16 protein-coding genes are annotated in these 19,559 nt (G+C 72.7%); 5 read left to right on the top strand and 11 right to left on the bottom strand.

What is annotated here, in order from left to right; translation table 11 throughout:
* Window positions 1-79 precede the first annotated feature (79 nt).
* From ABT118_RS05365 to ABT118_RS05355, 3 genes are all read right to left on the bottom strand, one after another.
* On the bottom strand, window positions 80-1,771 hold the full coding sequence (locus ABT118_RS05365; protein WP_350645034.1) for an LCP family protein: 1,692 nt from the start codon (window positions 1,769-1,771) through the stop codon (window positions 80-82).
* 133 nt (window positions 1,772-1,904) lie between these two features.
* Window positions 1,905-3,275, bottom strand: coding sequence for an LCP family protein (locus ABT118_RS05360; RefSeq protein ID WP_350645032.1), 1,371 nt, complete (start codon window positions 3,273-3,275; stop codon window positions 1,905-1,907).
* A 37-nt stretch (window positions 3,276-3,312) separates the two neighbouring features.
* Window positions 3,313-4,104 (bottom strand): TIGR03089 family protein, encoded by a 792-nt coding sequence (locus ABT118_RS05355; RefSeq protein WP_350645030.1) that lies wholly within the window; start codon window positions 4,102-4,104, stop codon window positions 3,313-3,315.
* Window positions 4,105-4,205: 101 nt separating this feature from the next.
* On the opposite strand from ABT118_RS05355, the gene ABT118_RS05350 reads away from it, so the two are divergent.
* Window positions 4,206-5,252, top strand: a complete 1,047-nt coding sequence (locus tag ABT118_RS05350; protein ID WP_350645028.1) for a peptidoglycan recognition protein family protein — start codon at window positions 4,206-4,208, stop codon at window positions 5,250-5,252.
* A 70-nt stretch (window positions 5,253-5,322) separates the two neighbouring features.
* On the opposite strand, the gene ABT118_RS05345 is transcribed toward ABT118_RS05350, so the two are convergent.
* A complete protein-coding gene (locus ABT118_RS05345; RefSeq protein ID WP_350645026.1) occupies window positions 5,323-5,925 on the bottom strand; it encodes an acyltransferase in 603 nt (200 codons plus the stop codon).
* A 37-nt stretch (window positions 5,926-5,962) separates the two neighbouring features.
* Complete coding sequence (locus ABT118_RS05340) at window positions 5,963-7,003, bottom strand: glycosyltransferase family 2 protein (protein ID WP_350645024.1); 1,041 nt, start codon at window positions 7,001-7,003, stop codon at window positions 5,963-5,965.
* A gap of 164 nt (window positions 7,004-7,167) precedes the next feature.
* On the opposite strand from ABT118_RS05340, the gene ABT118_RS05335 reads away from it, so the two are divergent.
* Window positions 7,168-8,634: an LCP family protein gene (locus ABT118_RS05335; RefSeq protein WP_350645023.1), complete on the top strand. Its 1,467-nt coding sequence runs from the start codon at window positions 7,168-7,170 to the stop codon at window positions 8,632-8,634.
* A gap of 99 nt (window positions 8,635-8,733) precedes the next feature.
* On the opposite strand, the gene ABT118_RS05330 is transcribed toward ABT118_RS05335, so the two are convergent.
* The 3 genes from ABT118_RS05330 to ABT118_RS05320 form a co-directional block, all read right to left on the bottom strand.
* Complete coding sequence (locus ABT118_RS05330) at window positions 8,734-9,177, bottom strand: winged helix DNA-binding protein (protein WP_350645021.1); 444 nt, start codon at window positions 9,175-9,177, stop codon at window positions 8,734-8,736.
* Window positions 9,174-9,668: a MarR family winged helix-turn-helix transcriptional regulator gene (locus ABT118_RS05325; RefSeq protein WP_350645019.1), complete on the bottom strand. Its 495-nt coding sequence runs from the start codon at window positions 9,666-9,668 to the stop codon at window positions 9,174-9,176. Before ABT118_RS05325 ends, ABT118_RS05330 begins: the two co-directional genes overlap by 4 nt.
* A 76-nt stretch (window positions 9,669-9,744) precedes the next feature.
* Window positions 9,745-11,631 (bottom strand): hypothetical protein, encoded by a 1,887-nt coding sequence (locus ABT118_RS05320; RefSeq protein WP_350645017.1) that lies wholly within the window; start codon window positions 11,629-11,631, stop codon window positions 9,745-9,747.
* A 247-nt stretch (window positions 11,632-11,878) separates the two neighbouring features.
* Between ABT118_RS05320 and ABT118_RS05315 the strand changes: the two genes are divergently transcribed.
* On the top strand, window positions 11,879-12,442 hold the full coding sequence (locus tag ABT118_RS05315; protein WP_350645015.1) for an EF-hand domain-containing protein: 564 nt from the start codon (window positions 11,879-11,881) through the stop codon (window positions 12,440-12,442).
* A 73-nt stretch (window positions 12,443-12,515) separates the two neighbouring features.
* Here the strand turns inward: ABT118_RS05315 and ABT118_RS05310 are convergent, their stop codons facing one another.
* The 3 genes from ABT118_RS05310 to ssuE all read right to left on the bottom strand — a co-directional run bounded on the left by ABT118_RS05310 (window position 12,516) and on the right by ssuE (window position 16,705).
* Complete coding sequence (locus ABT118_RS05310; RefSeq protein WP_350645013.1) at window positions 12,516-15,083, bottom strand: ABC transporter permease; 2,568 nt, start codon at window positions 15,081-15,083, stop codon at window positions 12,516-12,518.
* A gap of 17 nt (window positions 15,084-15,100) precedes the next feature.
* Window positions 15,101-15,889, bottom strand: a complete 789-nt coding sequence (locus ABT118_RS05305) for an ABC transporter ATP-binding protein (RefSeq protein ID WP_350645011.1) — start codon at window positions 15,887-15,889, stop codon at window positions 15,101-15,103.
* A gap of 261 nt (window positions 15,890-16,150) precedes the next feature.
* Window positions 16,151-16,705 (bottom strand): NADPH-dependent FMN reductase, encoded by a 555-nt coding sequence (ssuE, locus tag ABT118_RS05300; protein ID WP_350645009.1) that lies wholly within the window; start codon window positions 16,703-16,705, stop codon window positions 16,151-16,153.
* Window positions 16,706-17,027: 322 nt separating this feature from the next.
* Here ssuE and ABT118_RS05295 point away from each other — a divergent pair, with 322 nt between their 5' ends.
* Complete coding sequence (locus tag ABT118_RS05295) at window positions 17,028-18,368, top strand: LCP family protein (protein ID WP_350645007.1); 1,341 nt, start codon at window positions 17,028-17,030, stop codon at window positions 18,366-18,368.
* A gap of 127 nt (window positions 18,369-18,495) precedes the next feature.
* Window positions 18,496-19,557, top strand: coding sequence for an LCP family protein (locus ABT118_RS05290; protein WP_350645005.1), 1,062 nt, complete (start codon window positions 18,496-18,498; stop codon window positions 19,555-19,557).
* Window positions 19,558-19,559: the final 2 nt, after the last annotated feature.

The following is a 19,559-nucleotide window of genomic DNA, read 5'->3' as shown; positions in this document are numbered from 1 at the left end:
ATCACGGCACGGTCCCGAATCCTGTTACGTAATCAGAACGGTTGCCCCCACCCGGCATGACGGTCCGTCGAACGGCCGGTTACTTCGCGCACACGTTCTCGTCGTCGGCCTGCACCCGCTGGAGGTCCTTGGGCGCCTCGGTGGGCACCGGCACGGCCGGCTTGCCCAGCGCGGTGAAGTCCTTGCCGAGCAGCACCTGCAACGAGTCCTTCGAACCGAGCGCGCTGCTCTCCTTCGCCACCTCGGCCGGGAGCCCGAGCGCGACCGCCAGGGCGACCGCCTGGTCGGCCTTGCCGCGCGGGTAGGTGATCGAGCTGGTGGCGACGACGGCGGCGTCCTTGCCCGGCGTGGCGGCGGCGAAGCCCTTGCCCTGCAAGGCGGTGGCGCCCTTGGTCGCCTGCCCGGGCGCGCCGGTGCCGTTGCGTACGGTCGCCTTGACCGCAGCGGCGTCCACCTGCGGCGCGGTCGGGGCGGGGGGCGGGGTGGCGGGGGTCTCGGCCGGGGTCTCGGCGGGGGCGCCGGCCACCTCGGTGAGCGACCTGTCGGCGGCGATCATCGCGAACAGCTGGCCGGCGTCCTTCTCGTTCAGCACCAGCCGGTTCTCGTCCTTGGGGTCGTCCAGCACCGGCACGGTGGTGAAGGTGATGTTCTGGGTGTTCACCTTGGAGAGGTCGAGCGCCAGGTCCTTGAGCTTGTCCACGCTCTTGATCGCGGAGTCCACGGTGAGTGCCTTGGTGGCGGCGTCCGCGAGGTTCCACAGCTTGGTCGGGCTGGTCAGCGTGTCACTGCTCTTGATCTTGCGGATCATCGAGCTGATGAACTGCTGCTGGAGCGGGATGCGGGTGAGGTCCCCGCCGAGGCCGACCGCGTGCCGGGTGCGGACGAAGGCCAGCGCCTCCTCGCCCTGCACCACGTGCTTGCCCTTGGACATCTTCAGGTGCGAGTCCTTGTCGTTGATGTCCTTCGCCGCGCACACCTCGACCCCGCCGACGGCGGTGGACAGGGTCTTCACCGCCTCGAAGTCCACCATCACGAAGTGGTCGATGTGAATGTCCGTCATCTTCTCGACGGTCTTCCAGGTGCAGCCCGGGTCCCGGCCGCCCTGCCCCAGGCTGGTGTTGAACATCGACCGGCCCTCGGCCGGGATCTTCTTGCCCGCCGCGGTCTCGCACTCCGGGATCGGCACCATCAGGTCGCGCGGGATGCTCATCACGGTCGCGTTGGTGCGGTCCTTGGAGATGTGGAACAGCAGGGTGGTGTCGGCGTGGCCCTCGCTGCCCTCGTCGCCGTACGCGCGCCCCAGACCCTTCCGGCTGTCGGTGCCGATCACCAGGATGTTCAGCGCGCCGGTGGCCGCCTTCGGCCGCTCGGCCTCGGTGCCGACCTTGACCTCGACCGAGGAGAGGTTGCCGTTGAAGTGCTGGTAGGCGTAGTACGCGCCGCCGCAGCCGGCCACCAGCACCAGTGCGGCCACGCCAGCGGTCCACTTGAGGACCCGTCGGCGGCCGCGCGGCTTCGCCTTCCCGCCCTGGGTCTGCCGCCGCCGGTCGGCCCGGCCGCCGGTCGACGCGGGGGCCGGGGCGGTGGTCGAGCGGGAGGAGGTGGGCCGGGGGGTCGCCGCCACCCGGGGACGGGGCACCGGCGCGGGCGCGGCGTCCAGGTCCAGCCGGAACTCACCCGTCGCCGGGTCGAGTACCCACTGATCGGCCGGATCGGCCTCGGGCGGGTTCTGGTCCGCGAGGTCGCTCCTGTGCCGGTGTCCGCTGTTCACCCCGGACACCCTAGACGAGCTTCCGCCATGATCCGGCCGGAGTGTGACGGGCGCCACGGCAGCCAACCGGCTTAAAGCCGGGCAAAGTTCGCGACTCGCCTGCACCGAAACGACACATTTCGGCCGGGGCGCCTCAGTGCATCGCGCAGAGGTCCTGGTCGGCGGTCCTGCCCTCCAGGGTCGGACTCGTTTCGGGGAGCGGGACCCCCGAGGCTGACGGGGTGTCGGGGAACGGTGTCGCCCCGGCCGCGTCCTCCGCCGCAGCAGCGCCCGCAGCGGGCTCGTACGCCGGGGCGGAGGGGTCGGCGTACGCCCATGGGTCGGGGCTCGCGAAGGCGTCCGCGTACGCGAAGGCGTCGGGGCTCGCGGAGGCGCGGGCATTCGCGGTGGCGCGGGCGGTGGCACGGGCCGAGGGGCGGGCGGAGGTGGTGGCCCGGGCGGTCGGGGACGGCGTGACCTGGTACGGCTGCACCTCCACCACCCGGTCGGCCCTGAGCGCGGCGAACAGCTGGTCGGTCTGCGGCTGGACCAGCTGGTCCCGGTCCCAGTTGCCGGGGTAGGGGCGGCGCGGAGTGGTCAGGAAGACCATGTTCGCGGCGGGCATCGAGCGCAGGTCCTGGGCCAGGTCGTAGAGCGAGCCGAGCCGGCTCAGCCCTTCGTCGGCGGTGATCGCGGTGGTCGCGGCGTTCAGCAGCGGCCAGAGCCTGGCCGGGTTGAGCAGCACCCCCTGCGACTGCACCTTGCGGATCAGCGAGGCCAGGAACTGCTGCTGACGCCCCATCCGCTGGGTGTCGCTGCCGTCGCCCAGGGTCTCCCTGACCCGGACGTAGCCGAGGGCCTGCTCGCCTCCGAGGGTCTGCCGCCCGGCGGGCAGGTCGAGCTGGGCGTCCTTGTCGTGGATCGCCCTGGGCACGCAGACCTCCACCCCGCCCACCGCGTCGACCATCTGCTTGAAGCCGGTGAAGTCCAGGATCAGGTGGTGGTCGATCCGGATCCCGCTGAGCTGCTCCACCGTCCGGATGGTGCAGGCCGGGCCGCCCGCCTCGAAGGCCCAGTTGAACTGCATGAAGCGGGACTGGGTCCGGGTGCCGTCCGGCAGTTCGCAGGCCGGCACCCGGACCATCGCGTCCCTGGGGATGCTCACCGCCGTCGCGTGCCGGCGGTCCGCCGACAGGTGCAGCAGGATCGTGGTGTCCGAACGCCGCCCGCCCGCGTAGCCGTACGCGGCGTTGGCGCCACTGCGGTCGTCGCTGCCGATCAGCAGGATGTTCTCAGCCTCCACCGGGCCCCGGTCGGGGCGGTCGGACGCGTCGTGCTGGAGCAGTTGCCCGGTGGTGGCGTCGGTCTCGATGTTGCCGTCCAGCTTGCGGTAGCCGAGCCAGGCCACCACGCCCCCGGCCAGCAGGAAGAAGGCCAGGACCGCCGCCGTGATCAGCAGGAAACGGCGTCGCCCCCCGCCTCGGGAGGTCGGGGGGCGCGCGCTGTCGTCATCGTCCTCGGCCATGACGGGGATTCCTACCCACCCGGCCGCCCGGTCGGGGTCAGCCCAGTCGCAGAGTCACCCGTTCGGATTCGATCCGCTTCGTCCACTGCTCCTCGGTCAGCTCGCCGGAGTTCCGGCAGAGCACCACCGAGGCACCGGCGGCCAGCGGCGCCAGCAGGCCGGCCTCCAGACCCGTCCAGTCGTCGTACGAGAGGGTGCTGAGCACCCGGCTGCCGGGCTCCAGGCCGAGCCGGAGCGCGCCCTCCCGGGCCAGCGCGACGGTCTGTTCCCCCGTCAGCTTCAGCGGGAGGCCGTCCACCAGCGTCTCCAGGGCCGGGCCCTGCGGGTGCACCGGCGAGTACGGGGCGAACCGGTCGCCCTGCCCGGGGACCTCCGCGGCGTAGTCGAGGAAGCCGTCCGGGCGTTCGGGGAAGCGGCCGCCGAGCGGGCGCAGCGCGAGCGCCACCCGCTCGCCGGAGCAGTCCTTGGCGGTCTCCAGGCCGTCCGGGCCGCTGACCACCAGGTCGGCGTCGGCCGGGCTGCCGCCCGGAACCGCGGTCACCCCGACCGACCAGCAGGCGAGCAGCCAGACGGCGCTCTGCCAGTGGGCCGGCAGGAGCAGCGCGGCGCGGGTCTCGGGGCCCGCGTTGAGCTCGTCCTGGAGCAGGTTGGCGGTCTTGGCCACCCAGTTGTCGAAGGTCTTGGCGGAGAGTTCCACCCGCTCGCCGGTCGCGTCGTCGTAGAACGTGACCAGGGGGCGGGACGGGTCGGCGTCGGGGGCTCCCGCGCGCAGATATGCGTGCAGCAGCTCGGCGGGGGTGCGGGCGTCGGCAGCGAAGGGCGCAGTCATGGTGCGGTCCAGCCTACGACCTCCGGCGGCGCCCCGGGAGGGGAGGCCAGGCGGACGAACTGGCGTGGCGTCAGATCCGTTTTGCGCGCAATATCCCTTCTATGCGCCTCTCCCTGCTCATCGCCGCCGGCTCCCTCCTGCTGTTCCCCCAACCCGCCCTCGCCCAGTCCTCCCCCGGCGGTGTCAGCACCTTCCCGCTGACGGCGGGTCAGCGGGGGCCGGTCGAGCGGGACACCACCGCGTTCTCGCTGGTCGGGGTGAGCTGGGACGACCCCGCGGCGGTGTTCGACGGCTCGGTGGAGGTCCGGGTCCGCTCGCTCGCCGGGGTGTGGGGCGACTGGCACCCGCTCACCGTCGAGGCGGACGACCGGCCCGACACCGACGGCCCCGAACGGGCCCGCCGGGGTGCCACCGCACCGCTCTGGGTCGGGCCCAGCGACGGGGTCGCGGTCCGGGTCTCCGGCAACCGGCCGGCCGGGCTGCGGGCCGAACTGGTCGACCCCGGCACGCCCACCGCCCGCACCCTGCCGTCGGCCGCCCACGAGGGGCCGCGCCCCGGCATCGTCACCCGGGCGGGCTGGGGCGCCGACGAGAGCCTGCGCGAACCCGCCTTCGAGTACACCGGACCGGTCCGCGCGGTCTTCGTGCACCACACCGACACCGCCAACGACTACGCCTGCTCCGACGCGTCCAAGGTGATCCGGGCGATCTACCAGTACCACGTGAAGAGCAACGGCTGGCGGGACATCGGCTACAACTTCCTGGTCGACCGCTGCGGCACGATCTACGAGGGCCGGGCCGGCGGCGTGGACCGGCCCGTGCTCGGCGCCCACACCCTCGGCTTCAACACCGACACCGCCGGGGTCGCCGCGCTCGGCCGCTACAGCTCCGACACCGTGCCGCAGGCCCAGGTCGACGGCATCGCCAAGGCGGCCGCCTGGAAGCTCGGCCTCACCGGCCAGGACGCCAACGGCTCGGTCACCCTCACCTCGGCCTCGGACGGCAGCAAGTTCAAGAAGGGCACCTCCGCCACCTTCCGCACCGTCTCCGGCCACCGCGACGCCTTCAACACCGAGTGCCCGGGCAACGTCCTCTACCAGCGCCTCCCGGCCATCCGCTCCTGGTCGGCCCACCTCCAGGGGCGGTAGGGCCGCTGCTGCGGATCGCGCCGGGCGGCCGGCGGGCCGGAGCGGCGCACCCCGTTGCCGACCTCCGTGGTCAGGGCGTGGCCTCGCGCAGGGTGCCGTCGGTCTCGACGTAGCGCTCGCCGGTGCGGGGGCAGTGCCAGTGGCCGTCGCCCGCGTCGGTGAGGGGCTCGCCGGCCCGGCCGACCCACTTGATCCGGCGGGCCGGGACGCCGGCCACCAGGGCGAAGTCGGGGACGTCCCGGTGCACCACGGCGCCGGCGGCGACCAGGGCCCAGCGGCCGACGGTGACGCCCGCGACCAGCACCGCGCGGCCGCCGATCGAGCAGCCCTGACGGAGCGTCACACCCTTGGCGTGCCAGTCGTCGCCGCGCTTGAGCCGGCCGTCGGGGTCGACCGAGCGCGGGTAGAGGTCGTTGGTGAGCACGGCGGCCGGGCCGACGAAGACGCCGTCCTCCAGGACGGCGGGCTCGTAGACCAGGGCGTGGTTCTGCAGCTTGACCCGGTCGCCGATCCGGACCCCGGGGCCGACGTACGCGCCCCGGCCGATGATGCAGTCGGCGCCGATCACCGCGTCCTCGCGGACCTGGGCCAGGTGCCAGACCGTACTGCCGGGCCCGATCACCGCCCGCTCGTCGACGTCGGCGCTGTCTTCCACCCGCACGGAGTTCCCCATGGCGCCGAAGATAGCGCCATGGGGGTTGCGGCGTGGGCTAGTTGGACTCGCTGACCGGCTTCATCGGCTCGGGCGCGGTGCTGGCGATCACCTTGCGGGCCAGCTTGCGCGGGGAGGTGAGGAAGCCGAAGCCCCAGCTCAGGTGCATGGTGGCGAGGGCCACCGGGAGCAGGACCCGGGCCCGGCCGGCCAGCTTGCGGCCCTCCAGCAGCGAGCCGCCGAGGATGGCGAGCAGGTAGCCGCCGGGCAGGACCAGGAAGGCCGGGTGCAGCGCGGCGCCGAGCACCAGCCCGCCGACCACGCCGAGCAGGGCGGCCGGCGGCGCCAGGTAGCGGAGGTTGACCGAGCCCTTGTGGTACCGGGTGACCACCCTGCGCCAGCGGCCGTAGTCCTTGTACTGCTTGGCCAGGGCCCGGACGCTCGGCCGGGGCCGGTAGGTCACCTTGAGCTGCGGGGTGAACCAGATCAGCCCGCCGTCCTGGCGGATCCGGTAGTTCAGCTCCCAGTCCTGGGCCCGGACGAACTCCTCGTTGTAGCCGCCCAGCCGCTCCAGCACCTCGCGGCGGAACACCCCGAGGTAGACCGTCTCGGCCGGACCGGCCAGCCCGCCGGTGTGGAAGGCCGCGTTGCCGACGCCGATCTTCGAGGTCATCGCGGCGGCGACCGCGTGCTCCCACTCGGTCTCGCCCTCGGCGTGCATGATGCCGCCGACGTTGGCCGCGTCCATCTCACCGAGCAGGCGGACGGCGGTGGCGACGTACCCGGGCGTGAGCAGGCCGTGCCCGTCGACCCGTACCACTATCGGGTGACGCGAGCCCCGGATCGCGGCGTTCAGCCCGGCGGGGGTACGGCCGCTGGGGTTGGGCACGGTGCGCACCCGGTCGTCCTCGGCCGCCAGCGCGGCGGCGATCTCGTCGGTGCGGTCGGTGGACGGACCGAGGGCGATCACCACCTCCAGCCCGCCCGCGTACTCCTGCTCCAGGATGTGCCGCACGGCGGCCCGCAGGTGACGTTCCTCGTTGAGCACCGGCATGATCACGGAGACCGCCGGCAGCTCCTCAGCAGCCTTGGTGTTCATCGGGGCCCACCGTACCGGCGGCTGCCCGGCCTTGTCAGGTTCGGTTCTCTGCGCGAGGTCCGCAGAAACGTTCCATCGACAGTACCCACGACCACCCGGCGTCCGGCCTAACCGGTCGGCGCGCCCCCGCCGGGCCGCCCGACCCCCCGCCTACCATCCGAGAGATGCCGCCCACCGCCCCGCGCCCCGAGCAGGAACGCACCCCACGCCGCCGCCGCTGGGGTGGCTGGCTCGCGGGTGCGGTCTCGCTCGCGATCCTGGCCACCGCCTGCGGCGGCCGGGCCCTGCTGAACGGCGTCGGCGACGCGATCGGCCGGGTGGACGCCTTCGACCAGGCCAAGGACCGGCCCGCCGACGACGGCGTCACCACCTTCCTGGTGGTCGGCACCGACGACCGCGAGGGCATCCCCGTCGACACCCTCAAGAACGTGCTGCACGCGGGCGGCGAGTCCTGCCACTGCACCGACACCATGATGATCGTCCAGCTCGCCGAGGACGGCGGCCGGGCCAGCGTGATCAGCATCCCGCGCGACTCCTACGTGGCGATCCCCGCCCACCAGGACCTCACCACCGGGCGGCAGGTCCCGGACGGCCACGGCAAGATCAACGCGGCGTACGGGATGGGCGGCGCCCCGCTCACCGTCCGCACCGTGGAGCAGAACACCGGTCTGCGGATCGACCACTACCTCCAGATCAACTTCCTCTCCTTCGTCTCCACCGTGGACGCGCTGGGCGGGGTCGAGGTCTGCACCTCCCGGCCGCTCAAGGACGAGTACTCCGGCCTCGACCTGCCCGCCGGGACCACCCGGCTGGACGGCGCCGGGGCGCTCAAGTACGTCCGGGCCCGGCACGTGGACGGCAGCTCGGACCTCGGGCGGATGCAGCGCCAGCAGAAGTTCCTGGCCCAGCTGCTCCGGCAGGCCACCGGCACCGGCACCCTGCTCAACCCGGTCAAGCTGGCCCGGGTGACCGACGCCGTGCTCACGTCGATCAAGGCCGACAAGGGCCTGAGCACCGAGGACCTGGTCCAGCTCGGCACCCGGCTCAAGGACCTCTCGCCCGCCCGGGCCGACTTCGCCACCGTGCCGATCGGCGACGTCAACTACCAGGTGGAGGGCTGGGGTTCGACCGTCCGCTGGGACGAGAAGGCGGCCAAGGCGCTGTTCGCCGCCGTCCGGGAGGGGCATCCGCTCACCGACCGGCCGACCGCTGCCGCCCCCAGCTCCGTCGCTCTGCCCGCAGGCACCGTCCCGCCCGGACAGATCCACGTCCAGGTGCTCAACGGCGCAGGCGTGGTCGGGCTCGGCGCCCGGGTCGACGGCGACCTCCGCAAGGCCGGCTTCGCCACCACCGGCGCCCCCTCCAACGCGGGCGGCGGCTCCACCACCCGCACCACCGTCCGCTACGACCCGCGCTGGGACGAGTCGGTCAAGACCGTGGCCGCCGCCCTCCCGCACGCCGAACTCGTCGCCACCCCGGGCCTCGGCGCCACCATGCAGGTCATCGCGGGCACCGACTACACCGGTGTCACCGGCGTGGCCGCCCCGCCCTCCCCGACGCCGGCCGTCCCCACCCCGTCGGCCACCCCTGCGGTTACTGCCAGCACGGGCACCGAGATCAGCTGCCCGTAGCGGGCCGGCCGACCGCCGCACCGGCCGGGTGACCGACCATCCGTCGAGGCGAGGTGGACCGGCCCCGGCTCGGCGCCGCCCTGAGGCCCGGTCAGCCAGTCAGCCGGTCAGTGCCGCGAGCTCCGCGTCGGCGCGCTCGGTGACCAGCGCGAGGACGCGGCCGGCGGCGGCCAGGTCCTCGACGGGGATGCCGCCCCAGACCCGGGCGGTGACGGGCGCGGTCTCCGCGCCGACGGCGGCGAGCAAGGCGCGCCCCGCGTCGGTGGGGCCCAGGTGCACACCGTCCGCGAGGAGCAGCCGCCGGGCCAGCAGCGCGTCGACGGTGGCTCGGACTTCGGCCGGATCGGACTTGAGGGCGGCGCCGACCTGGGCGACCAGCCCGTCCCGCGTCTGCGGGGCCTCGGCGGTGACCGCGGCCCTCAGGGCGACCTGCTGCTGGAAGGTGAGGCCGTGCCGGGCCAGGACGTGCTCCAGGACGCCACGGGCTGCGTAGTGGGCCAGGCCGAGCGCGCGGGCGTCGGCGAGGGGGGCGGTGCCGGTCATGGTGTTCTCCCCTGAGTGGTGTGGTCGGTCGGCAGGGACGGCGTGAGAGGCGCGTCCAACAGGGTCGTCAGCTCGTCCGTGAACGCGCGCGCCCGTGGGGCGTCGGGGCCGCCGAGCGGCTCCAGCAACTGCGCCAGCAGCTCCTGGACCACGGCGACGGCCTGACGCGTGACCACCTGCCCCTGCTCGGTGAGCGCGAGCTGCACGGCCCGCGGATCGCGCGGATCACGGGCCCGCTCGATCAGCCCGGCCGACTCCAGCGCCCGCGCCAGCTTCGACACGTACAACGCCTCCAGCCCGGTGTGGTCGGCCAGTTGGCGCTGACTGGGCCGCTCCCCGGCCCGCTGCATGCCGTACAGCGACGCCACCAGCGAGTACTGGGCGTGGGTGAGACCCAGCGGGGCCACCGCGCGGTCGACCGCGACCCGCCACTTGTTGGCGAGCCGCCAGACCAGGAAGCCGGGCGTGGGACCAGGTGCACTCGTGCTCATGGCAATAGAGTACATAGCTACTATGTCCATGGCTACTGTTTTGGGGCGGATCCGCGGCCAGCGGGACCGGCTGCCGCTAGAACCAGCTCCGGACGTCCAGGAAGACCGCGACCGTCAGCAGCAGGTAGGCCGCCAGCGAGACCCGGTTGACCAGCAGCTGACGGTACGACAGCGGGCCGGGGGCCCGGCCGGTGGGCCGGTGCTCCTCCGCGCGGGCCGCGTGGGCGAGGGCCGCGGCCAGCTCCTCGGCCCGGTAGCCGCGCGCTCCGAACCACCGGGTGAGCCAGTTCCCGAACCCGATCTCCTCGCCGCCCCGGATCCGGAGGGTCACCCGCCCGCCCTTGGCCTTCGCCCCGGCGAGCTGCTCCCAGCCGACCTGACGGCAGGTGAGCCCCGTGGCCACCCACACACCGCTCCGGTCCATCACCAGCTGCCAGCCGAGCGCGGTCACCACACCGGTGAACGCGAGCACCCCGAACGTGAGCGGCCGCAGCAGCCCGTCCCACCAGCCGTGGTCCGAGCTGCTGACCACCAGGAACCCGAGCACCAGCGCGGCCACCGGGCCGGAGGCCAGCCGGAGCGGCGCGGGCATCGACCAGCGGGCAGCCGGCACCGGGCCGACGGGAGCGGGGACCGGCGGGGCGGGAGCGGGCTTGATCAGCGTGGGCAGTGCGGGCCGGGCGGACTGGGCGGTCCGGCGGTCGAACAGCTGGACCTCGGGTGTGCAGACCAGGGCCAGCCAGTCCACCGGGGGCCCGCCGACGTCGTCCGGCGAGTCACCGACCACCCAGGGGCGGACCAGCAGTTGGGCCGACGCCCCGTCAGGCCCCTGGTAGAGGAGGGCCTCCACCGGCTCTCCCGGCGGCGGCGCATCCTCGCCCTCGTCCTCTTCCTCGTCGTACTCCGCCACGGGGCCCTCGGACCAGACCCCTTCGTGCCAGCTGCGGATCTCCCGGGTGTTCAGCTTCCAGAGCGGCATCCCGAGCACCGGCCCGACCGCTTCCTCGCTCGGGTGCGGATGGACGAGCACCCGGAGCGCCGGCGCACCCGGCCGGTCGAAGCCGCGCCTGATCCGGACCGCCCGCGCGGCCGAGGCCAGCGCGATCAGCCCGACCCCGCCGACCACCGTCGCGCCCATCGCCCAGACCGTCGGGTCGTACGGGTCGCCCGCGAGCCGGGCCCAGCCGTCCTGGTCGGCCAGCAGCGGGAGGGTGTCGCCCGGCTGCGGGGTGGCGTCCCACCACACCTCCAGTTCGACCGAGCGCACGACCGGGTCACCGGGCAGGGCGTACCTGAGCACGGTGGAGCCGTCCTCGTCCGAGGACAGCACGGTGCCCTGCACCGGCTGGGCGTCGGCGGCCCGTTCGTCACTCACGGCCTGCCGGTCCAGCCCCAGGCCCAGCAGCAGTACGGCCGTACCGAGCAGCAGCAGTCCCCCCATCCGCCGCACGGTCGGCCGGACCGGGTCGGCGCCGAACGGCGAGGGCCCACCCGCAGCCGTCCACGGGTACGGCACCTCCGGCCCCATCAGGTCGGCGAGTTGCTGCCGCGCCCTGCGGCGGCCGACCTCGACCACGGTCAGCAGCCAGGCCAGCAGCGCCTGTCCGATCAGCACGACCCATCGGCTCGGCCCGTCCGGCAGGCCTTGGGGCAGATACCAGACCAGCGGCAGCAGCCCGTACGGAACGAGCACCTGTCCCCGGGGCCGGGCCAGCAGCACCAAGGCCTCAGCCAGCAGCGCGACGGCCACCAGGTCTTCCGTCCAGTCCTGCTCGCACGGCTGGAGCGGGCTGCAGACGGCCGGGACCCCGGCCGCGACCATCGCGAACAGGCAGAGCCCGAGCGGCAGCAGGGCCAGCCACCGGCTCTCCCAGCGGTGCGCGGTACGCGCGGCACGCCACCGTTCGGCCGCCTCGACGGTGAAGGGCACGCCGGAGGGCAGGGGCGGGTCGGCAGGAAACATGCGGCAGATGATCTCACCAGTACACGAACAGCCCTCCGGCCACCCCTCAGTACGGCAGCAGACCCGTGGTCCCCAGGTCGAACCCGAAAGGAGCCGGCAGGCCGAGCGGGATGCCCGTCAACGGGCAGTCCGGCCCGTGCTCCGATCAGATGGCGATTGGTGCATCCGGGACCGGTCGGTTGCCGCCCGTCGTCGCTGCTCCCTAGGCTCTGCTCCGCCCGGACGGCCCAGGACGAAGGAACACGGTATGACCATCACAGCCAGCCCCGACGCGCTCGACCGGAAGATCGACCTCTGCTTCGGGCGGGCCGACCTGGACCGGGACGGGCTGATCGACGCCTCCGACGTGCTCGGGCTGGCGGTGCGGACGGTGGTGGCCGCCGGGGCGGACTTCGACTCGCCGAAGGCGGTGGCAATGCTGAAGGCGTCCCAGGGGTGGTGGCGGGCGCTGGTCGCCGATCTGGACAGCAACCGGGACCAGAAGATCCAGCGGCACGAGTACCGGGTCGGCATGCGGCTGCTGGCGGAGGCGCCGGGGGCGTTCGACGACGTGCTGCGGCCGGCCGCGCTGGCGGTCTTCCGGCTGATGGACCGGAACGAGGACGGGTGGATCTCGGCGGCGGAGTTCTGGGACTTCCAGCGGGCCTTCGGGTCCTCCGAGGCGGCGGCGCGGTTCGCGTTCGAGAAGCTGGACACCGACCGGGACGGGGTCCTCTCGGAGGCGGAACTGCTGTCCGCGTTCCGGGGGTTCTACACCAGCACCGACCCGGACCAGGTGGGCAACCACCTGTTCGGGGACGCGCTGGACTGAGCCCGCACCGAACGACGACGAAGGGGCCGCACCCCCGTGGCGGCCCCTTCGTCGGATCTCATCCGATGGTGCGTCAGTCCGTCGCGATGGCCGCGAGGACGTTCATCCGGCCGGCCCGGAAGGCCGGGAGGAGGGCGGCGAGCAGGCCGATCACCGCGGAGGCGAGCAGGATCGCCACGATGGTGCCGACCGGGACGGTCAGCAGGTTGAGCCCCTGGCCGGACAGCACCTGCTGGGAGGTGACGCCCCAGGCGAGGCCGAGGCCGGTGCCGAGCAGGGCGCCGAAGAGGGCGATCACCACGGATTCGAGGCGGATCATCCGGCGGAGCTGGCGGCGGGAGAGGCCGATGGCGCGGAGCAGTCCGATCTCCCGGGTGCGCTCGACCACCGAGAGGGCGAGGGTGTTGACCACGCCCAGGACGGCGACCACGATCGCCAGGCCGAGCAGGCCGTAGACCATGTAGAGCAGGGAGTTGACCTGGGTCTGGATGATCTCCTTGTAGCCCGCCCGGTCCTTGATCATCAGCTGCGGGTACTCCTTGAGGGAGTCCTCCAGCGCGGCCAGCGTCCTGGCCGGGTCGGCACCGTCGGCGGCTACGGCGAAGATCGCCTGGTCGGCCGGGAGATCCGCGGTCGGGATGACCTGGGAGACCGTGTCGATGCTGGTGAAGAAGTTGCCGTCGAACAACTCGCTGCCCGGCTTCGAGATCTCACCGACCGTCAGCTCCTGGATGCGGCCCTGCTCGTAGTCGGCCTTGATCCGGTCGCCGACCTTGAGACCGTGCTCCTTGGCGAACTTGCCGTCGACCGCGATGCCGCCGACCGCGAAGGCGGCCTCCGCCGAGCCGGACTCCACCGGGAACTTGAAGTCCTGGGTGAAGGTGTTGGCGGCGATGGTCAACTCCTTCTTGCTCTGCGTGCCGTCCGGCGTGGTGAGCACGGCGTCGATCGACTTCTGCAGCGTCAGGTGCTTGAGGCCGGGGGTGGACCGGGCCGCCGCCACGATCGCCGGGGTCAGCGCCGTGCCCTGCCGGGACTGCACGATGTAGTCGGCGCCCACGGAGCTGTCGATCTGCTCGTTGGCCGAGGAGACCATCGAGGAGGTGACCACCGAAGCTCCGGTGACCAGCGCCAGACCGATCATCAGGGCGGCGGCGGTGGCGCCGGTACGGCGCGGGTTGCGAGTCGCGTTGCGCTGGGCCAGCCGGCCGGCCGGGCCGAACAGTGCGGGCAGCACCGCACCGAGCGCCCCGACCATCCAGGTGGAGAGCAGCGGACCGAGCACCACCAGGCCGACCAGGCTCAGGAAGACGCCCGCGCCCAGGAGTTGGCCGCCCGTACCGGCCGAGCTCGCACCGGCGGCGGCGAACAGGAGCGCGGTACCGCCGGCCGCGAGGACCAGCCCGATCACAGCGCGGACCCGGTTGGCCTTGGCCTCGGTGGGAGTGCCGTGATCGCGCAGCGCCGCCATCGGGGAGATCCGGGAGGCCCGGCGGGCCGGGATCCAGGCCGCCAGCACGGTGATCACGATGCCCACCGCGTACGAGGCGATCGGCACGCTGGCACCGATCTCCAGATCGGCGGAGGAGAGGTTCATCCCGGTGGCCTTCATCAGCTGGATCAGGCCGATGGCCAGGCCGATGCCGGCCAGCAGGCCGAGGGTGGAGCCGAGCACACCGAGGAAGAGCGCCTCGATCAGCACCGAGCGGTTGACCTGGCTGCGGCTGCTGCCGATGGCGCGCATCAGCCCGATCTCCCGGGTGCGCTGGGCCACCAGCATCGAGAAGGTGTTGATGATCAGGAAGCCGCCGACCAGCAGCGAGATGCCGGCGAAGCCGAGCATCGCGTACTTCATGAAGTCGAGGAAGCCCATCTGGGACTTGCCCTCGGCCTTCTGCTCCTCAGCTGTGAGCACCTGGTACCCGCTACCGACGGCGGCCAGTGCGGCGGCCTTCAGCTGGTCGTTGGTCCTGGAGCCGTCGCCCGTCACCTCGACGGTGCTGAACGCCTCCTTGCCCAGCAGGTCGCGCTGCGCGGTGGGCAGGTCCAGGAAGGCCAGCGCCGCACCGGGGTTGGTGGTCTGGAAGGTGGCGATGCCGGAGATGGTGAAGTCGTGGTTGCCGCTCTGGACGATCACCCGCAGCTTGGAGCCGAGGCCCAGACCCGCCTTCTTGGCGGTGTCCGCATCCAGCACGATCTGGCTCGGACCGGCCGGAGCGGCGCCCGAGGTGATCTTCAGCATGGACTGGTCGTTGCTCCACGAACCGGTGATGGTCGGGGCACCGCTGGTCGGGCCGACCGCCTTGTTGGTGACCGGGTTGACCAGCACCGCGTTCTGCACCGTGACGTCGCCGCGGGCCGACTTGACGCCCGGCTGGGCGGCGATCGTCTTCTCCAGGCCGACCGGGACGGTGCGGAGCTCGTCGCCCGGCCGCTCGCCGTCGGCACCCTCGGGCATGGCCGGCCGGACCGAGATGTCGGTGGCCGTGGTGGCGAAGAGCTTGTCGAAGGTGGAGGTCGCGGTGTTGGAGAACACCAGGGTGCCGGAGACGAACGCGACCGAGAGGACCACAGCGATGAGCGAGAGCGCCATCCGCCCCTTGTGGGCGAAGAAGCTCCGTAGGGAGGTCTTGAGCAGCATCGGTTTCTGACCCCGTCTCAGCTGGTGCGCTTGCCGTCGAAGCGGCGCATGCGCTCGAGGACGGAATCGGCGGTCGGGGCGTGCATCTCGTCCACCAGGCGGCCGTCCGCCAGGAAGAGCACGCGGTCGGCGTAGGAGGCGGCGACCGGGTCGTGGGTGACCATCACGATGGTCTGGCCCAGCTCGTCCACCGAGCGGCGGAGGAAGGTGAGCACCTCGGCGCCGGAGCGGGAGTCGAGGTTGCCGGTGGGCTCGTCGCCGAAGATGATCTCGGGGCGGGCGGCCAGCGCCCGGGCCACCGCGACGCGCTGCTGCTGGCCGCCGGAGAGCTGGGTCGGCCGGTGCTTGAGGCGGTCGGCCAGGCCGACGGTGGAGACCACGGTGTCCAGCCAGGCGGCGTCGGGCTTGCGGCCCGCGATGTCCATCGGGAGCGTGATGTTCTCCAGCGCGTTGAGCGTGGGGAGCAGGTTGAAGGACTGGAAGATGAAGCCGATCTTGTCCCGGCGCAGCTTGGTGAGCTGACGGTCCTTCAGGCCGGTGATCTCGGTGTCACCGATCCAGATCCGGCCCTCCGAGACGGTGTCCAGGCCCGCGAGGCAGTGCATCAGGGTCGACTTGCCGGAGCCGGAGGGCCCCATGATGGCGGTGAACCGGCCGCGGTGGATGTCCACGTCGACGGCGTCGAGGGCGGTGACCCGGGTCTCGCCCGCGCCGTACGCCTTGGTCACCTGCCGCGCGGCCGCGGCCGGAGCGGCGGGGCCGCCGGAAAGCTGCTGGTCCTTCACGGCGCTGGCTGCCGTCGTCACTGGATTCTCCTCGGTCTGTGGTCCACCCGTCGGCCCCAAGACTTCCGCAGCGCACCCGTCCGGGGACATGGTGCGGTCTGCCGTCTTGATCCTGGGGCTGCCCCCACCCCCCAGGTGGTGCTGACTGGAGTAGCGAGGTAAGAACCACGTTAGGAGCGCCGTCCGAACGGATCGTCATCCGCCGGGAGGAAGCCGACCAACGACCGATGTACGGGCTGCGGGCCCCCTCCCCCTAGGGGTTCCCGCCGCCCGTCTCAGGGGTCATGCCACCAGGGCCGGCTCGCCCTGTCGCGCGAGCGCCGTCGCGAAGGCGTCCACCACCGGCGTGAGCAGGGCTTCCGTCTCCCGCTCGATCAGCGTGCTGCCGTCCTCGCGGGCGCTGATGTGCCGGTCCAGCACGAACCAGCCCTGGGTGATGTGCCCGGCCCCCATGGAGGAGAGCACCGGCCGCAACGCGTAGTCGACGGCCAGCACGTGCGCGGTCGAGCCGCCGGTGGCCAGCGGCAGCACCGCCTTGCCCGCGAGCGCGTACTGCGGCAGGACGTCCAGCAGGGTCTTCAGCAGACCCGAGTACGCGGCCTTGTAGACCGGGGTGCCGATCACCACCCCGTCCGCCTCGGCGAACAGCTCGATGGCGCGGGCTAGTTGGGGATCGCTGGTGTCGGCGGAGAGCAGCGCGGCCGGGGGCAGGCTGCGCACCTCCAGCGGGATCACCCGGTGGCCGTGGCCGGTGAGGCGGGCGTCGACGTGGCGCAGCAGGCGGGTGGTGCGGGAGGCGGCGGAGGGCGAGCCGGAGACGGACAGGACGGTGGCCATGGGGCACCCCTGGGGTGTGGAAGCGGGCAGGGCTGAGCGCGCGGCGCTGCGCGGGGGAAAGCAGGAAGGGAAGGTGGCGTGCGGTCAGCCACTACAGAGGGAGCAGGACACGCGCAGCAGGTCGACGTGTCGCCTCCGCGTGAGAATCCTCTGCTGCTCCATACCGGCCATGGGACCACGCTGTGTTCGAACGGGTCAAGGTTCGTTCCAGTCCGTGAACATTCGGCCGCGCGGTCCGGGGCGTGCATCAACTCGGTCACAAGGGCCCTGGTGGGAGACCCCGTTGCACTGCGGGGTCCTGCTTTCGGGCATTCTTCCCCACATGAACACGTGGCAGGAGGACCGCCCGGGCGGCGGCAGTGGCGGCGCGTACGGGTCCTACGGCTCCGAGGGCGGGCCGAACCCGTACCGCGACGAGCCCCCGCTGCCGCCGGGGCTGAACCCGCGCGGCCCCGGCGCCCCGGCGCCCCGCCGCCCGGCCGCGCCCCCGGTCGCCCCGCCCACCGCGCCGCCGGTGCCGGCCCAGGCCGGGTCCGCACTGCCGCCGGAGCTCAACCCCCGCGGCGCGGGCGCCGTCCCGCCCCGCGCCCCCGGCGCTCCGATACCGCCCGGACCGCAGGGCCCGCAGGGTCCGCCGAAGCCGCCCCGCGCGCCCCGGCCCGCCAACGCGCGCTGGCCGCGCAGCCGGAAGATCAAGGTCGGGGTCTACGGCACGCTGGCCGCACTGATGCTGACCGCCGCCGGCACCTGGTTCTGGGCCGGTTCGAAGCTCAACCACGAGAACGTGCTGGTCTCGTACGACGGCCGCCCGCCCGCCGGGAAGGGCACCAACTGGCTGATCGTCGGCTCGGACAGCCGCGAGGGGCTGACCGACGCGGACGAGGACGCGCTGCACACCGGCTCCGCCGTGGGCAAGCGCAGCGACTCGATGATGCTGCTGCACGTCGGGGACAACGGGAACACCCTGATGAGCATCCCGCGCGACTCCTGGGTGACCGTCCCGGCGCACCCCAACACCAACGGGAACGGCAAGACCGTCCCCGCCACCACCACCAAGATCAACGCGGCCTTCAACACCGGCGGCGGCAAGCTGCTGGTGCAGACCGTCGAGCACAACACCGGCCTGCGGATCGACCACTACGCCGAGATCGGCTTCGCCGGCTTCGTCGGCATCGTGGACTCGGTCGGCGGGGTGGACATGTGCATCGACAAGCCGATCGCCGACAAGGACTCCGGGCTCAACCTCAAGGCCGGCTGCCAGTCGCTCAGCGGCAAGGAGTCGCTGGCCTTCGTCCGGCAGCGGCACCAGATGGCCGACCAGGACCTGGGCCGGATGCGCAACCAGCAGAAGTTCCTCTCCGCGCTGGCCAACCAGGCCGCCTCGCCCGGCACCCTGCTCAACCCGTTCACCTTCTACCCGATGGTCAGCTCGGGCCTGGGCACCCTGATCGTGGACGACGACGCCGGTCTCGGCGACCTCGGCTCGCTCTTCCTGGCGATGCGCTCGGTCTCCGGCGGCGAGGGGAAGTCGATGACCGTGCCGATCGCCAATCCGGACTTCCGCACCCCCACCGGCGAGTCCGCGGTGAAGTGGGACACCGCGAAGGCCAAGCAGGTCTTCGACGCCTTCAAGGGCGACACCGCGGTGCCCGACGTGAAGTGACGCGAAGTGACGTGATGCGAAGCGAGGCGGCATGAGGCGGCGTCAGATCTGAGCCACCGTCAGCCGGTGTCACCCGGACGGCCCCCACCGGACAGCCGTCCGGGCCCGGGGAGCCCACCCTGGAGGCATGAGCAGCAGCGGCAGGCCCACCGGCACTCCCGGCGCGTACGGCTCCGAACCCCCGCTGCCGCCCTCGCTGAACCCGCGCGGGGGCCCGGCCGCGAAGCCGCCGCGGCGGCGCCGGCGCTGGTGGCGGATCGTGCTCTGGACGGTCGGACTGCTGCTGCTCGCGCTGGTCGCGACGGCGGTCGGCACCTGGTTCTGGGCCGACGGGAGGATCCGGCACACCGACGCGGTCGCCGACTGGTCGGGCCGGCCGGCCGACGGCCCCGGCACCAACTGGCTGCTGGTCGGCTCGGACAGCCGGGCCGGGCTGACCGGTCAGCAACAGCAGGACCTGCACGTCGGCGGTGAGTCGGGGGTCAACACCGACACCGTCATGGTGCTGCACAAGGGCGACAACGGCCCGGTGCTGATGAGCATCCCGCGCGACAGCTACGTGACCATCCCGGGCCACGGCAAGAACAAGATCAACGCGGCCTTCGCCGAGGGCGGGCCGCAGCTGCTGGTGCAGACGGTGGAGCAGAACACCGGCATCCGGATCGACCACTACGTCGAGGTCGGCTTCACCGGCATCGTGGACATCGTCGACGCGCTGGGCGGGGTGAAGATGTGCCTGGACCAGCCGGTGGTCGACGCCAAGTCCGGCGCCGACCTGCCGGCCGGCTGCCAGACCCTGAACGGCACCGAGGCGCTCCAGCTGGTCCGCACCCGCTACTCCCTGCCGGACTCCGACCTCAGCCGGATCAAGAACCAGCAGGCCTTCCTGCAGGCGCTGGCCGGGGAGGTGCTGAGCCCGTCCACCCTGCTCGACCCCTTCGTGCTGTACCCGTTCCTGAGCGCCGCCCTGGACGCCCTGACGGTGGACCGAGGCAGCTCGCTGTGGACCCTGGCCCAGTTCGGGGTGCAGATGGACGAGGTGGCGGGCTCCGGCGGACGGACCGTCACCGTGCCGATCGCCGACCAGAACTACCAGACCCCGGCCGGGTCCTCGATCCTCTGGGCCCAGAACGCCTCGCAGCAACTGTTCCAGGCGATCCAGAACGACCGGCCGGTGCCCGCGTCCTGAGC

Source organism: Kitasatospora sp. NPDC002040 (genome assembly GCF_040296785.1).
GTDB lineage: Bacteria > Actinomycetota > Actinomycetes > Streptomycetales > Streptomycetaceae > Kitasatospora.
The sequence above is the reverse complement of the archived record's forward strand: the minus strand, read 5'-3'. Positions and strand labels throughout refer to the sequence as shown.